Annotated in this window: 16 protein-coding genes; 3 read left to right on the top strand and 13 right to left on the bottom strand. The window is 68.9% G+C overall.

The features are described from left to right. Positions 1-14 precede the first annotated feature (14 nt). Positions 15-923, top strand: coding sequence for an SPFH domain-containing protein (locus GEV27_RS07330; RefSeq protein ID WP_153910598.1), 909 nt, complete (start codon positions 15-17; stop codon positions 921-923). A gap of 3 nt (positions 924-926) precedes the next feature. Here the strand turns inward: GEV27_RS07330 and GEV27_RS07325 are convergent, their stop codons facing one another. The 3 genes from GEV27_RS07325 to GEV27_RS07315 all read right to left on the bottom strand — a co-directional run bounded on the left by GEV27_RS07325 (position 927) and on the right by GEV27_RS07315 (position 3,109). Continuing rightward, the gene (locus tag GEV27_RS07325) at positions 927-1,364 is read right to left on the bottom strand and encodes a hypothetical protein (protein ID WP_153910596.1); all 438 of its coding nucleotides are present in this window, start codon (positions 1,362-1,364) and stop codon (positions 927-929) included. Positions 1,365-1,520: 156 nt separating this feature from the next. Then, a complete protein-coding gene (locus tag GEV27_RS07320; RefSeq protein WP_153910594.1) occupies positions 1,521-1,982 on the bottom strand; it encodes a hotdog fold domain-containing protein in 462 nt (153 codons plus the stop codon). A 44-nt stretch (positions 1,983-2,026) separates the two neighbouring features. Then, complete coding sequence (locus GEV27_RS07315) at positions 2,027-3,109, bottom strand: exo-alpha-sialidase (RefSeq protein WP_153933781.1); 1,083 nt, start codon at positions 3,107-3,109, stop codon at positions 2,027-2,029. 47 nt (positions 3,110-3,156) lie between these two features. Between GEV27_RS07315 and GEV27_RS07310 the strand changes: the two genes are divergently transcribed. Then, entirely contained in the window at positions 3,157-3,705 is a 549-nt protein-coding gene (locus tag GEV27_RS07310; RefSeq protein ID WP_153933780.1) for a PadR family transcriptional regulator, read from the top strand. Between the two features lie 14 nt (positions 3,706-3,719). Here the strand turns inward: GEV27_RS07310 and GEV27_RS07305 are convergent, their stop codons facing one another. The 8 genes from GEV27_RS07305 to GEV27_RS07270 form a co-directional block, all read right to left on the bottom strand. Then, entirely contained in the window at positions 3,720-4,244 is a 525-nt protein-coding gene (locus GEV27_RS07305) for a regulatory protein RecX (protein ID WP_228764928.1), read from the bottom strand. 5 nt (positions 4,245-4,249) lie between these two features. Beyond that, the gene (gene recA, locus GEV27_RS07300; protein WP_153653163.1) at positions 4,250-5,326 is read right to left on the bottom strand and encodes a recombinase RecA; all 1,077 of its coding nucleotides are present in this window, start codon (positions 5,324-5,326) and stop codon (positions 4,250-4,252) included. A 167-nt stretch (positions 5,327-5,493) separates the two neighbouring features. Further along, entirely contained in the window at positions 5,494-6,489 is a 996-nt protein-coding gene (locus GEV27_RS07295) for a Gfo/Idh/MocA family protein (protein ID WP_153653164.1), read from the bottom strand. Then, entirely contained in the window at positions 6,486-7,526 is a 1,041-nt protein-coding gene (locus GEV27_RS07290; protein WP_153653165.1) for a LacI family DNA-binding transcriptional regulator, read from the bottom strand. Before GEV27_RS07290 ends, GEV27_RS07295 begins: the two co-directional genes overlap by 4 nt. A gap of 19 nt (positions 7,527-7,545) precedes the next feature. Then, positions 7,546-8,907 carry a GH1 family beta-glucosidase gene (locus GEV27_RS07285; RefSeq protein ID WP_153653166.1) on the bottom strand — a complete coding sequence of 454 codons (1,362 nt, stop codon included), beginning with the start codon at positions 8,905-8,907 and terminating at the stop codon, positions 7,546-7,548. Then, the gene (locus GEV27_RS07280) at positions 8,904-9,725 is read right to left on the bottom strand and encodes a carbohydrate ABC transporter permease (protein ID WP_153653167.1); all 822 of its coding nucleotides are present in this window, start codon (positions 9,723-9,725) and stop codon (positions 8,904-8,906) included. Before GEV27_RS07280 ends, GEV27_RS07285 begins: the two co-directional genes overlap by 4 nt. Next, positions 9,725-10,717: a carbohydrate ABC transporter permease gene (locus tag GEV27_RS07275; protein ID WP_243838713.1), complete on the bottom strand. Its 993-nt coding sequence runs from the start codon at positions 10,715-10,717 to the stop codon at positions 9,725-9,727. The genes GEV27_RS07280 and GEV27_RS07275 overlap by 1 nt, the downstream gene beginning before the upstream one ends. Beyond that, entirely contained in the window at positions 10,718-12,007 is a 1,290-nt protein-coding gene (locus GEV27_RS07270) for an extracellular solute-binding protein (RefSeq protein WP_309222089.1), read from the bottom strand. 212 nt (positions 12,008-12,219) lie between these two features. Between GEV27_RS07270 and GEV27_RS07265 the strand changes: the two genes are divergently transcribed. Beyond that, positions 12,220-13,296 carry an ABC transporter ATP-binding protein gene (locus GEV27_RS07265; RefSeq protein WP_153933779.1) on the top strand — a complete coding sequence of 359 codons (1,077 nt, stop codon included), beginning with the start codon at positions 12,220-12,222 and terminating at the stop codon, positions 13,294-13,296. On the opposite strand, the gene GEV27_RS07260 is transcribed toward GEV27_RS07265, so the two are convergent. Continuing rightward, positions 13,293-13,487, bottom strand: coding sequence for a DUF3046 domain-containing protein (locus GEV27_RS07260; protein ID WP_153653170.1), 195 nt, complete (start codon positions 13,485-13,487; stop codon positions 13,293-13,295). The genes GEV27_RS07265 and GEV27_RS07260 overlap by 4 nt on opposite strands. A gap of 26 nt (positions 13,488-13,513) precedes the next feature. Further along, positions 13,514-13,816: a helix-turn-helix domain-containing protein gene (locus GEV27_RS07255; protein WP_153653171.1), complete on the bottom strand. Its 303-nt coding sequence runs from the start codon at positions 13,814-13,816 to the stop codon at positions 13,514-13,516. Positions 13,817-13,830 lie beyond the last annotated feature (14 nt).

Here is a 13,830-nt window from a genome sequence, read left to right as displayed (position 1 = left end):
ACCCGAGGAGACCCATGTCCGGCACCTTCGTCCTGACCCTGTTGTTCCTGGTCGTCGCCGTCGGCGTGCTGCTCGCCAGTGGCGCCGCACAGCCTGCGCTCAAGCGAGTGCTGCGGCTGGTGGCGTTCGGAGCGTTCGCGCTCACGGCGCTGTGCCTGGTGCTGTCAACCTTCACGGTCGTGCCGACGCGCGACATCGGCATCGTCACGAGCTTCGGCAAGCCGGTCGGCAACCTCGACAACGGCATCCACGCCAAGCTGCCGTGGGAGAAGGTCAAGACGCTCGACGGTGCGATCCAGACCGACTCGTACCTGGAGCGCAACAGCGACGGGTGCACCGAGATCCGCATCGGCAACGAGTCGACCGCGTGCGTCGACAACTCGATCCGTTGGCGCATCAAGCTCGAGGCCGGCGAGACGCTCTACCAGGACTACCGCGACATGGACAACATCCGTCGCTCGCTCGTGACCCGTGAGCTGACGGCCGCCCTCAACGAGGTGCTGTCGGACTACAACCCGCTCAGCCAGATCCAGGACGACAGCGCGAATGCGACCGGGCCCAATCTCAACGAGTTCTCCCGCCAGGTCGCCGAGAAGCTGCGCGCGCAGGTGGGCGATCAGATCGACGTCAAGAACGTGATCATCCCGCTCATCCACTTCGACAAGCCGACGCAGAGCAAGATCAACCTCTACCAGGCCGAGGTGGCCAACACGCGCATCGCGCAGCAGCGCGAGAAGACCGCGACGGCTCAGGGCCGGGCCAACGACAAGCTCAAGTCGTCGGTCAGCAACAACCCGAACGTGCTCGTCAGCCAGTGCCTCGACACCTTCAGCGAGATGGTCAAGGAGGGACAGACGATCCCGATCGGGTTCAGCTGCTGGCCTGGCGGGTCCGCGAGCTCGGTCGTGATCCCGCAGAAGTAGGCATCAGTGGCACACGCCCCACGAGGCGCGCGTCACGACCCAGCCGCCCCCGGACGTACGGGTGACCTCGACGATCCAGACGGGAGCCGTCGAGTTGGTCATCGTGACCTTCGTGCTCTCGTTGTCGGCAGGCAGCCGCTCCCAACCTGCGCTCGGGACCGGCGGCACCTGCGCGGCCTCACTGGCTCCCCAGGCCTTGATGGCCGCGAGCGGGCTGCCCGCCCCCGCGCCGTTCGGGCTCAGGTCGTAGTCGATCGTCTGGCACGGCGGCAGGTCGACCGGCGCGACCGAGGGCGGCTTGCCGGTCGGGGACGGCGTCGACGTCGTGGCGGACTCGCTGGTCCTGGCGGGGGTGGGGGGCTCGGCCGACTGGTCGTCGCTGGACCCCGAGCAGGCCGACGCGGCCAGCAGCAGCGCCACGAGCGACGTACGTACGGTCAAGGACATCATGCTCAAGGATGTCTCACCCGGCCCCTTGTGTCTCGCCGCCCACCCCCGCGAGTGGCGCAACCCGAGCCGCGAGTGGCGCAGAAGTCGACGACACGCCGTCCCATTTTCTCCAGCTTGCGCCAGTCGCGGGTTGGGGCGCGGGTTCGGTCAGGGCTTCTTGGGGACGACCCAGAGGTGGATGGTGCCCTCGACCGTGACGGTGCCGTCGGTCGTGACGGCCCTGACTCGCACCGGGACGTCCGGGGCGGCGGCCCAGTCGGCCTCGGTCGTCTCGGCGATGCAGGTCAGTGCGGTCGTCGACTTCGCGAGATAGCTGACCTCCATCCCCTTGGGCAGCCAGCGCATGTCGGCCGGGCAGGTGGCCTCGGCCAGCAGTCCCATCGCGGCCTCCAGTCCGTTGCACGCGGCGATCGCGTGGACCGTGCCGATGTGGTTCTTGACCGATCGGCGCTTGGGGATCACGATCTGCCCGAGATGCGGCCGCATCTCCTGGACCCTCATGTGGATCGAGGCGAAGTAGGGCGCCTTCTGCCCGTACAGGAGCGAGAACAGACGCTTGCCCAGCGGCAGCGCGGTGACACGGGTGTAGAGGTCCAGGGTGGATGACATGCCCGAATGTTACCGGCTGGTAACCCCGGGTGTCCGCAGGCGCGTCAGATCGACGTCGCGCGAACGGTGCAGACGTCGGGCAGTCCGGTGCGCACCTCGGCCCAGGTGCCGCCCTCGTCGTTGCTCACCCACAGCGCTCCGTGCCGGGTGCCCAGGTAGAGCCCGACCGGATCGGACCGGTCCGTCGTGAACGCATCGCGCAGCACGACCGTCCACGCCTCCGACGGGAGCCCCGGGCCGGTCTCGTGCCAGGTCTGCCCCGCGTCGTCCGAGCGCCAGACCGCAGGCTTGCCGTCCGGTGGGAATCGCTTGACGTCGGCGGTGAGCGGGAAGACGTAGATCGTCCCCGGCCGGTGGGGATGGGCGACGATCGGGAAGCCGAAGTCGGCCGGGAGCCCCTCATCGATCGCCTGCCAGGTCTCCCCCGCGTCGTCGCTACGGAACACGCCCCCGTGGTTCTGGGCGTAGAGGCGGTCGGGGTCGCCGGCGTCGACTGCGACCTTGTGGACGCACTGGCCGAACTCCGGAGGCTCCCCGGGCACGAAGTCGGCGCGGATGCCGTGGTTGTGCGGCGTCCAGCTCGCCCCACCGTCCTCGGACCGATAGACACCGCCGGTCGACATCGCCACCGTCACGATGTCCGGATCGCTGGGGTGCGGGACGATCGTGTGGATCGCCTGCCCGCCGAAGCCTGCGGCCCACTCGGGGCGGTGCGGGTGGTCCCAGAGGCTGCGGACCAGCTCGAACGTCCGGCCGCGGTCGGTCGAGCAGAACAGCGCCGACGGCTGGGTGCCGGCCCAGACGACGTCGGGCTCGGCCGGGGACGGGCAGAGCTGCCAGACGCGCTCGACGCTCGCTCCGAGATCGTCGGGAAACCGGACGGGCGACGGATCGCTGAGATCGAACGACCGGCCGCCGTCGGCGGACCGGTAGACGGCTGGCCCGAAGACGACGTGCGTCGAGCCGACCAGGACCAGCGGATCGTCCTCTCGGGGGTCCGCAGCGACCGCGTAGACCTCCTCCATCGGGAAGGCCGGGGCGTCCCACGCCCAGTCCGCGCGGGTCGCATCGGACCGGCCGATGAACAGGCCCTTGCGGGTGCCCGCCAGCAGGATCGTCTCGGACATGGACATCGCCTCCGTCGTATTCCTAACTGGAACAGTACGCTAGGAGCGTGACCACTCCCTTGTCAACGACCTCCTACGCCCTGCTGGGCCTGCTGATGTTCGATCGCGCCTCGTCCGAGGACGGCCTGACGGGCTATGAGATGAAGCAGCGCGCCGACCGGACGCTGCGGTTCTACTGGGTCTCCCCCGCGATGAGCCAGATCTACACCGAGCTCGACCGCCTGCGGCGCGAGGGCTACGTCGAGGCCGTCGACGACACGTCCGGACGCCGCACGACGCGCCGGTTCGTCATCACCGAGGCGGGCCGCTCGGCCCTGACGACGTGGCTGCACACCTCGGAGCAGGACTTCCCGGTCCTCAAGCACCCGATCGCGCTGCGTCTGCTGATGGGCAGCCTGATGGGACCGGGCGAGGTCGCAGCGATGCTCGACGCGTACGAGGTGGGGCTGCAGGAGCGGCGCCGTGAGCTCGAGGGCGTACGCGAGCTGCTCGGGGACAATGAGGCCCTCGCCTTCCCCGCTCACGTCGCGGAGTGGGGCCTGGCCTACTACGACTCCGAGCGGGAGATCGTGGACAAGCTGCGCAAGAAGCTCTGAGGCGCAAAGGTACGTCAGAGGCTCTCGAGCGGCGCGGGCTCGGCCCCCAGCTCTTGGCGCACGACGTCGAACGCGATCTGGGGCGAGTAGCCCTTGCGGGCCAGCAGCCCCGTCAGGCGACGGATCTTGGTCGTGTCGTCCAGTGCGCTCATCGAGCGGAGCTTGGTCTGGACGAGCCGGTGCGCCGCCTCGAGCTCGACCTCGGGGTCGAGCTCGTCGAGCGCCTCACGGGCGATCTCCTCATCGACGCCCTTGCGTCTCAGCTCCATCGCCAGCACCCGCGAGGACAGCCCCTTGCTGCGCTGGCGCGACTGCACCCACGAGCGCGCGAACTCCGCGTCGTCGACCAGTCCGGCATCCTCGAACTTGTCGAGGATTGCCCGGGCCACCTCGGCCGGCACGTGCTTCTTGGCAAGTGCCTGCTCGAGGTCGGCCCGGCTGCGCGCGGTGACGGCGAGCCGGTCGTAGACGATCTGCCGGGCCCGCGACATCTGCTCGGCGACGTCGTAGTCCTGGCTGTCGTCCTCGTCCGGGGACATGACGATCAGAACTCGGTGGCCGGGAGGTCCGGCTCCACCACCTCGAGGGCCGGCTTGTCGGCCTGCGGGCCGATGCCCTTGGCCTCCATGATGCGCTTCTCGAGCTCTTCGGCCAGATCGGGGTTGTCACGCAGGAACGCGCGCGACTTCTCCTTGCCCTGGCCGAGCTGGTCGCCGTCGTAGGTGTACCAGGCGCCGGCCTTGCGGACCAGCCCGATGTCGACGCCCACGTCGATCAGGCTGCCCTCGCGGCTGATGCCCTGGCCGTACATGATGTCGAACTCGGCCTGCTTGAACGGGGGGGCCAGCTTGTTCTTGACGACCTTGACGCGGGTGCGGTTGCCGACCATGTCGGTGCCGTCCTTGAGCGTCTCGATGCGTCGCACGTCGAGGCGGACCGACGCGTAGAACTTCAGCGCCTTGCCGCCCGTCGTGGTCTCGGGCGAGCCGAACATCACGCCGATCTTCTCGCGCAGCTGGTTGATGAAGATCGCGGTCGTGCCCGAGCCGTTGATGGCACCGGTCATCTTGCGCAGCGCCTGGCTCATGAGGCGGGCCTGCAGGCCGACGTGGCTGTCGCCCATCTCGCCGTCGATCTCGGCGCGGGGCACCAGGGCCGCCACGGAGTCGATCACGATGATGTCGAGCGCACCCGAGCGGATCAGCATGTCGGCGATCTCGAGCGCCTGCTCACCGCTGTCGGGCTGCGAGATCAGCAGCGCGTCGGTGTCGACCCCGAGCTTGCGGGCGTAGTCGGGGTCGAGCGCGTGCTCGGCATCGATGAACGCCGCGACCCCACCTGCGCGCTGCGCGTTGGCCACCGCGTGGAGGGCGACCGTCGTCTTTCCTGAGGACTCCGGGCCGTAGATCTCCACGACGCGGCCACGGGGCAGACCGCCGATGCCGAGCGCGATGTCCAAGGTGGTGGCACCGGTGGGGATGACCTCGATCGGTGCACGGGCCTGGTCGCCCAGGCGCATCACGGCACCCTTGCCATGGGCACGATCGATCTGGGCCATCGCGTTCTCGAGGGACTTGTCCTTGTCCTTGCTCGTCGCGAGGGAGCTGTTGGGCTGTGCCATGGTGGATCCGTTTCTGCTCGTGGGTGGCCGGTCATCGACGACGCTAGAAGGACCCTCAGACATATGTGGGCCTCGTCGACCCGCCTGTGGATGTCGTCCTTCTCACGTCCAACCTGTGCACCACTCTATACGAACACGTGTTCGACACCCGCCGACACGCCGACAGCTCAGAGCACTCCCGGACGGGGCTCCATCCCCGCTGCGCGATACGTCGCGTCGAGCAGGTCCATCGTGGACACCGCATCGTCCAGCCCGAGCGGTGGCGCGGCCCGGCCGCGCACCGCCGAGTCCAGGACCGTGAGCTGACGGGCGTACGACGTGGGGCCCTTGACCCACTCGCGGCGCTCGTCGCAGCCCGTCACGACCTGCAACCGCTCGTCGAGCTGCGGCAGCACGAAGCACGGCGCCTCGATCCGCCCGCGCGAGCCGGTCACGACCAGGCGCATGAGCATCTCCGGACCGGCCATGTGGGTCAGCAAGGACGCCGTCGCACCCCCGGGCAGGCCCACCTCGGCCTGCACCCACTCATCGACGCCCGGTCGACCCCTGCGCTCCCCCGCACGTGCGGACCGCACGACCGGCACCCCGCCGAGCCAGCCGGCCACCTGACTGAACGCATGGAGGCCGTAGCAGCCAAGATCCATCAACGCTCCCCCGGCGAGCTCGAGCGACCATCGGGGGTCGTCATCCGCCGGCGCGGGGATCATGACGGTGGCCTCGACGTGCCGCACGTCGCCGATCTCGCCGCTCAGCACGATCTCCCGGATCCGGCGCATCATCGGGTGCATCGCGTAGTGGAAGGCCTCCATCACGACCCGGTCCGTCGCGCGGGCCGCATCGGCCACCACGCGGGCCTGCGCGCCGTTGGCCGCGAAGGGCTTCTCGCTCAGCACGTGCTTGCCGGCGCGGACCGCACGCAGGTTCCATGGCGCGTGCTGGCTGTTCACCAGGGCGTTGTAGACCACGTCGACGTCGGGATCCGCGAGCACCTCCTCGTACGATCCGTAGGCCCGCTGGACGCCGTGCCGGGTCGCGAACGCCCGCGCGCGGTCCAGGTCGCGGGCGCCCACGGCGACCACTCGGTGGCCCGTCTGCCCCGCCGGGACGATCAGCGCGCTCTGCGCGATGCGGGCGGCGCCGAGGACACCGATGCGCAGGGTCACGGCGTCGTCCTGGCCGTGCTGGCACGAACGATGAGCTCGACGGGCAGGACGAGCTGCTCGGGGCTCTGCTCATCGGCGTCGACGTGCCGCAGCAGCATCTCGGCCATGGCCCGGCCGAGCCCCGTCAGCGGCTGGCGCACCGTGGACAGCGGCGGATCGGACGTCTCGGACGAGGGGGTGCCGTCGAAGCCGATCACGCCCACGTCCTCCGGCACCCGGCGACCGTGCGCCCGCAGCGACCTCAACGCACCCATGGCCATCAGGTCGCTGGCCGCGAAGACGCCGTCGATGTCGGGCCGCCGCGCCAAGAGCTCCTGCATGCCGGCCCACCCGCTCTGCTCGCTGAAGTCACCCTCGACCACGAGCTCCTCGTCGTACGCCAGCCCCGCCGCCCGGAGCGCCTCGGCGTAGCCGTCCAGGCGGTCCCGGCCCGAGGCCATGGCCCGCGGTCCCGAGACGGTCGCAATCGTGCGACGACCGGTGTCGGCCAGGTGCGCGACGGCCTGCCGCGCACCTGCGACGTTGTCGACGTCGACGAACGAGCCGGCCCACTGCGCGGAGCGGCCGCCCACCACGACCGGCAGGCCCCGCGCGGCCAGGTCCACCGGGAACGCCTCGTCGTCGTGCAGGGACAGCAGCAGCACGCCGTCGACGTGCTGGCGCGTCAGGTAGGCCCCGAGGCGTTCGGCCTGGTCGGTGCTGTGCACCAGGGACAGCACGAGCTGGCGCGATGCGTCGTTGAGGGCCGAGGAGATCCCACGGACCACTCCCGCGAAGAACGGCTCCCCGAAGATGCGCTCCTCGGACTCCGCGATGACCAGCGCGACGGTGTCGGTGCGCCGGGTCACCAGCGTGCGGGCGGCCTGGTTGGGCACGTAGCCGAGCTCCTCGACCGCCTGCATGACGATCTCGCGGGTGCGCTCGCTGACCTGCGGCGACCCGTTGATGACCCGCGATGCCGTGCCGCGCCCGACCCCGGCCCGCGCCGCGACCATCTCGAGGGTCGGCTGCTGGGCGCGGGTCTCGCCCACGCTCATGCGCTCGTGCCCGTCACGTTCACGTGCCCAGTATCCCGGCGCGGTGGCGACGGATGAGACCGGCATACCAATGTGCGCTGTCCTTGGGCGTACGCACCTGGGTCTCGTAGTCGACGTGGACGATCCCGAATCGCTTGTCGTAGCCCTCGGCCCACTCGAAGTTGTCCATCAGCGACCACGCGAAGTAGCCGCGGACGTCCATCCCCCGCTCCCGCATCGTGACGAGGGACGCGATATGGCTCTCGAGGAATGCGACGCGGTCCGCATCGTGCACGATCCCGTCGACGACCTCGTCGTCGAACGCCGCGCCGTTCTCGGTCAGGTAGACCGGGATCGCCGGGTAGTCGCGCTGCACCTGGCTGAGGATGTCCACGAGACCGTCCGGGTCCACGTCCCAGCCGGTCGCGGTCCGCGGCAGCCCGTTCTCGAGCTGGAACCGCGACGCGGCGGTCCCCGGCCACAGCCCCGCCCCCACGACGTGCCGGGTGTAGTAGTTGACGCCGAGGAAGTCCAGCGGCTGCGCGATCGTCTCCGTGTCGCCGTCCAGGATGAACTCCGCGTCGGTGACCGGAGCCAGGTCTGCCAGCACGTCCTTGGGATAGCTGCCCTTGAGCAGCGGGTCGAGGAACCACCGGTTCATCAGCCCGTCGATGCGGCGCACCGCGTCGTCGTGCCGACCCGACTCGTCGACCGGCGTGACCGGGTACAGGTTGACCGTGACGCCCACCTGCGCGTCCGGGACGATCTCGCGCAGCCGCTGCACCGCGAGCCCGTGGCCGAGCAGCAGGTGGTGGGACGCGGCGACGGCCTCGGCCGGATCGGCCCGTCCCGGGGCGTGGATGCCGCTGGCGTAGCCGAGGAACGCCGAGCACCACGGCTCGTTGAGGGTGATCCAGTGCTTGACCCGGTCGCCCACCGCCTCGGCGATGATCGCGGTGTAGTCGGCGAATCGCTCGGCCGTGTCGCGCACGGGCCATCCCCCAGCCTGCTCCAGCGCCTCGGGCAGGTCCCAGTGATAGAGCGTCGTCCACGGCGTGATGCCGCGCTCGAGCAGGCCGTCGACCAGTCGGTCGTAGAACGCGATGCCCGGTGCGTTGCCGGTGCCGATCCCGTCCGGCTGCACACGGGGCCACGCGATCGAGAACCGGTACGCGCCGAGGCCCAGCTCGGTCATCAGGTCCAGGTCCTCGCGCCAGCGGTGGTAGTGGTCGATCGCGACCGCCCCGTCGTCGCCGCCCGCGACCCGTCCGGGGGTCGCGGCGAAGGTGTCCCAGATCGACGGGGTGCGGCCGTCCTCCTCCACGGCACCCTCGATCTGGTACGACGAGGTCGCCGCGCCCCAGCAGAAGTCTCCGGGAAGCCCCGAGATGTCGAGTGTCATGCCTTGAGTCCACCTTCCATGATGCCGCCGATGATCTGGCGACCGAAAACGATGAAGACGACCACGAGCGGCAGGGTGCCGATGAGCGTGCCCGCCATGATGAGTGACTGGTCGGAGTAGTAGCCGCTGGACAGCCGCGACAGCGCGACCTGCACCGTCGGGTGCTCGGCGTCGAGCGTCAGGTAGGGCCACAGGAAGTCGTTCCAGCGCTCCATGAACGTCAGCAGCCCGAGCACCGCTGCAGCAGGTCGCAGAGCGGGGAACACGATGCTGAAGAAGATGCGGAACGTCGAGGCACCGTCGACCCGCGCGGCCTCGATCATCTCGTCGGGGATGGCCTGCTCCGCGAACTGGCGCATCATGAACACCCCGAAGCCCGCGACCACGAACGGCAGCGTCACCGACGGCAGCCCGCCGTTGAGGCCCAGCTTGGTCATCAGCATGTAGAGCGGGATCAGGCCCAGCTGGACCGGCACCATCATCGTGCCGATCACGAACAGCAGCAGTGCGTTGCGCCCCCTGAACTTGAGCTTGGCGAAGGCGAAACCGGCCAGGGAGGACGACACCACGACGCAGACCGTGGCGACCGTCGCGACCAGCAGGCTGTTGACCAGCGCCTGGCCGAACAGGACGTCGGGATTGTCGAAGACCCGGTCGACGTTCGGGAAGAGCTTGTCGCCCAGCGTCAGCGGCGGGGGCAGGGACACGATCTCGTCGTTGGTCCGCGACGCCATGACGAGCATGAAGTACAGAGGCCCGATCGAGAGCAGCACCGTCGCGACGAGACCGACGTACAGCAGCGGGTTCTTGGTCTTCATCAGTCCACCGACTTGATCCGGCGCAGCAGCGCCACGTTGATCACGGCGAAGACCGCGATGAGGATGAACAGGACCCAGGCGACCGTGGACGCGTAGCCGAAGCGCTGGCCCGTGAAGGCCTGCTGCACGAGATACATCGCGACGGTCTGGAACTGGCCGGTCGAGCCTCCCGCGATCGCGTTGACGCCCGATCCGAACAGCAGCGGCTCGGTGAACAGCTGGATGCCGCCGATCGTGGCGACGATCGAGACGAAGATGATCGTGGGTCGCAGCATCGGGACCGTGATGGACCAGAACTGCCGCCACGCCGAGGCGCCGTCGATGCGCGCGGCCTCGTAGAGCTCCTTGGGCACCGCCTGCAGCGACGCCAGCAGGATGAGGGCGTTGTAGCCCGTCCAGCGCCAGTCGACCATGACCGAGATGGCGAGCCAGGACGACCACCGCTCGCCCCGCCAGTTGATCGGCTCGACGCCGACGTGGCCGAGCGCCCAGTTCACGATGCCGTAGTCGCGGGCGAAGATGAGCCCGAAGATGATGCCGACGGCGGCGACCGACGTGACGTTGGGCAGCAGGACCCCCATGCGCCAGAACGTGCGTGCCCGCAGCTTGCCGTTGAGCACCTGCGCGAGCACCGTGGCGAGGATCAGCTGCGGGATGGTGGCCACCACGAAGATGCCGATCGTGTTGGTCAGGGCCCGCCAGAAGTCCGAGTCCTGCATGAGCTCGCGGTAGTTGGCCAGCCCGACGAACCCCTGGTCACCCGCGAGCAGGCTCCAGTCGTGCAGCGAGACCCACAGCGTGTAGAGGAGCGGGAACAGCCCGAAGATCGCGAAGACGATGAAGAACGGGGAGACGAAGGCGTACGGCGCGACCTTGGCCTCGGCCTTGGTCAGCCGGTCCCGCAGCCTCAGCGGACGTCTCCGGACCGGTCCGGCGCCTGTACCCGCTGGAGGACGAGTACGGGCGCCGGAGTCCTGGGTGCGAACGGTCACTTACTTCGCGGCCTTCTGTGCGGCCTTGACTGCTTCCTTCCATCCGTCGCCCTCGGACCGCTGCCCGTTCTCGACGCTGCGAAGGACGTTCTCGAACGCATCGCGGACGGGCACGTTCTTGGCACCGAGATAGACCGGCTTCAGGTTCTTCGCGCCCGCCACGAACAGCTGGCCTGTCGGGGCGTCGTTGAAGTAGGGGTTCTTGGCGTCCTTGAGCTCAGGGGTGTCGTAGAGCGCCGGGAGCGACGGCAGCCGTCCCTCTGACTTGAACGCCCCGAGCTGTCCGGTCTTGCCCGACAGGAACTGGATCAGCTCGACCGCCTCCTTCTGGTGCTTGCTCGACTTCGGCACGGCGAGCCACGAGCCGCCCCAGTTGCCGCCGCCACCGGGCACCGTCGCGATGTCCCACTTGCCCGCGAGGGCGTCACCGGCCTGGCCCTTGATGTATCCGGTCATCCACGCGGGGCACGCCACGGTCGCGAACGAGCCGTTCTTGAAGCCGGCGTTCCACTCGTCCGAGAACGCGACGAGCTTGGCGGTGAGCTTGGCCTCGATCATCTGGTTGGCCAGGTCCCACGCATTCTTGACGGCCGGGTTGGACTCCACGACGAGCTTGTTGTCGCGGTCGAAGTACGTCTCGTCGCCGCCCTGCATGAGGATCGAGTTGTACGTGTTGGTGGCCGCGTCGACGAAGTGCACCTTGTCGTCGCCGATGCCCGCCTGGAACTTCTCGCCCGTGGCGATGAAGTCCTCCCACGTCGGCCAGAGCTTGGCCACTTCTTCACGATCGGTCGGCAGACCGGCCTTCTCGAACAGGTCGCGGCGATAGCACATGGCCAGGCCGCCGACGTCCGTGCCGAGGCCGATCGTCGTCTTGCCGTCGACGGTCGTCGTCGCGTCGGCCACGAACGGCAGGTAGTCGTCCTTGATCTCCGCGAAGCCCTGGTCCTGCAGGTTGACGAACTTGTCGGCGGTCTGCAGGAAGTTGACCGTCTGGCCCTCCTCGATCGCGACCACGTCGCCCGCGGACGCATTGGCCGCGATCTGCTGGCTGAGCTTGGTGTTGTACTTGCCCAGGTCGCCCTCCGCGGTCTCCACGATCTTGACACCGGGGTGCTCGGCCTCGAACTGCTTGTACAGGTCCTTGTAGCCGAACTGGCCGAACAGGTTGACCCGCAAGGTGACGGATCCGTCGGACCCCTCGTCACCCGATCCTCCGCAGCCGGCTGCGAGCACTCCCACCACGAGGGATGAGACCGCAGCGGCGGCGATGCGCTGTGTGCGATTCACGTCATGCCTTCCTCCGACTCCCCCGGTGGGAGCGCTTCCATGGGAGTATGAGCCAGGTCACATCACGTCGTCAAGAGATTTTTGGGAGCGTTCCCAAATTTGTTGTTCGAAATGACTAATGGCCTCGACACGGCTCGGTCGGGGACGTACGGTGTGACCACCATCACTTGGATCGTCCGGCACGTACCCGCCGGTGAAGGGACCCACCAGCCATGTCAACCGTCACGTTCGACCGCACCACCCGTGTCTATCCCGGGCAGGAGGCCCCCGCCGTCGACCAGCTCGACCTGGAGATCCAGGACGGGGAGTTCCTCGTCCTCGTCGGCCCGTCGGGCTGCGGCAAGTCCACGTCCCTTCGCATGCTGGCCGGGCTCGAGGAGGTCGACGCCGGACGCATCCTCATCGGCGACGAGGACGTGACGCAGCTGCCGCCGAAGGCCAGGGACATCGCGATGGTGTTCCAGAACTACGCCCTCTACCCGCACATGAGCGTCGCGGAGAACATGGGCTTCGCGCTGAAGATCGCCGGTACGCCCAAGAGCGAGATCGCCACACGGGTCAAGGAGGCGGCGGTCCTGCTCGACATCGAGCAGTATCTCGGCCGCAAGCCCAAGGCCCTGTCAGGTGGCCAGCGCCAGCGCGTCGCGATGGGCCGGGCGATCGTCCGGCAGCCGCGGGTGTTCCTGATGGACGAGCCGCTGTCCAACCTCGACGCCAAGCTGCGCGTCCAGACCCGGACACAGATCGCGCAGCTGCAGCGCCGGCTCAACGCGACGACGGTCTACGTGACCCACGACCAGGTCGAGGCCATGACGATGGGCGACCGGGTCGCGGTGCTCAAGGACGGGGTGCTGCAGCAGTGCGCCGCACCGCGCGAGATGTACGACCGGCCGGCCAACCTGTTCGTCGCGGGATTCCTCGGCTCGCCCGGGATGAACCTCATGGAGCTGCCGGTGATCGACGGCGGTGTCCAGTTCGGCGACCGGGTGGTGCGGGTCGCCCGCGACACCCTGGCCGGCGCCGGGGCATCCACCGTGATGCTCGGCGTGCGCCCGGAGAACCTCGAGGTGGGTCAGGCGGGCATCAAGCTCGAGGTCGACGTCGTCGAGGAGCTGGGAGCCGACGCGTACGTCTACGGCCGGGCCGACGTGGGGCACGACCAGCAGACCATCGTGGCCCGGGTCGACTGGCGGCACCCTCCCGCCAAGGGCGAGACGATCAACGTCGCCCCCGTGGACGACACATCCATCCACGTCTTCGACACGTCGACGGGAAGCCGGATCGGCTAGCGCTCCGACGCGGGCAGGCCGCGGGTCGCGTGCACCGCACGCCACACCGTCTTGGGGTCCTCACCCGCGTCGAGGGCCTCGGTGACGGTGCGTCCGCCGAGGATGCTCATGACGTGACTCTCGGCCCAGACGCGCGCATAGCCCGCGCCGAGGTGGCGATCCATCCGCTCCCAGAACTCGCTGTGCCTCATCGGCGGTGCTCGATGCCGCGCAAGGCTCAGGCGGCCGAGACCGACACGTCGGACGGGCCGATCGAGGAGATGCTGGCGATCTGGTCGACCGACGCCTCCTCGAGCTCGAGCATCGCACTGACGTCGAGAAGCACCTTGGACAGCGGGACGTCCAGGGCGGCCGCCAGGGCTGCGAGCAGCTCGGAGCTGGCTTCCTTCTGGCCCCGCTCGACCTCGGAGATGTAGCCGAGGCTGACCCGGGCCTTGCCCGAGACGTCACGCAGCGTGAGGCCCTGCGCCATGCGCCGGGCACGGAGCACCTCACCGACGAGCTGACGCATCGCGGTCATCGGGCACCTCCGTT

This window comes from Aeromicrobium sp. S22 (assembly GCF_009661045.1).
GTDB lineage: Bacteria > Actinomycetota > Actinomycetes > Propionibacteriales > Nocardioidaceae > Aeromicrobium > Aeromicrobium yanjiei.
The sequence above is the reverse complement of the archived record's forward strand: the minus strand, read 5'-3'. Positions and strand labels throughout refer to the sequence as shown.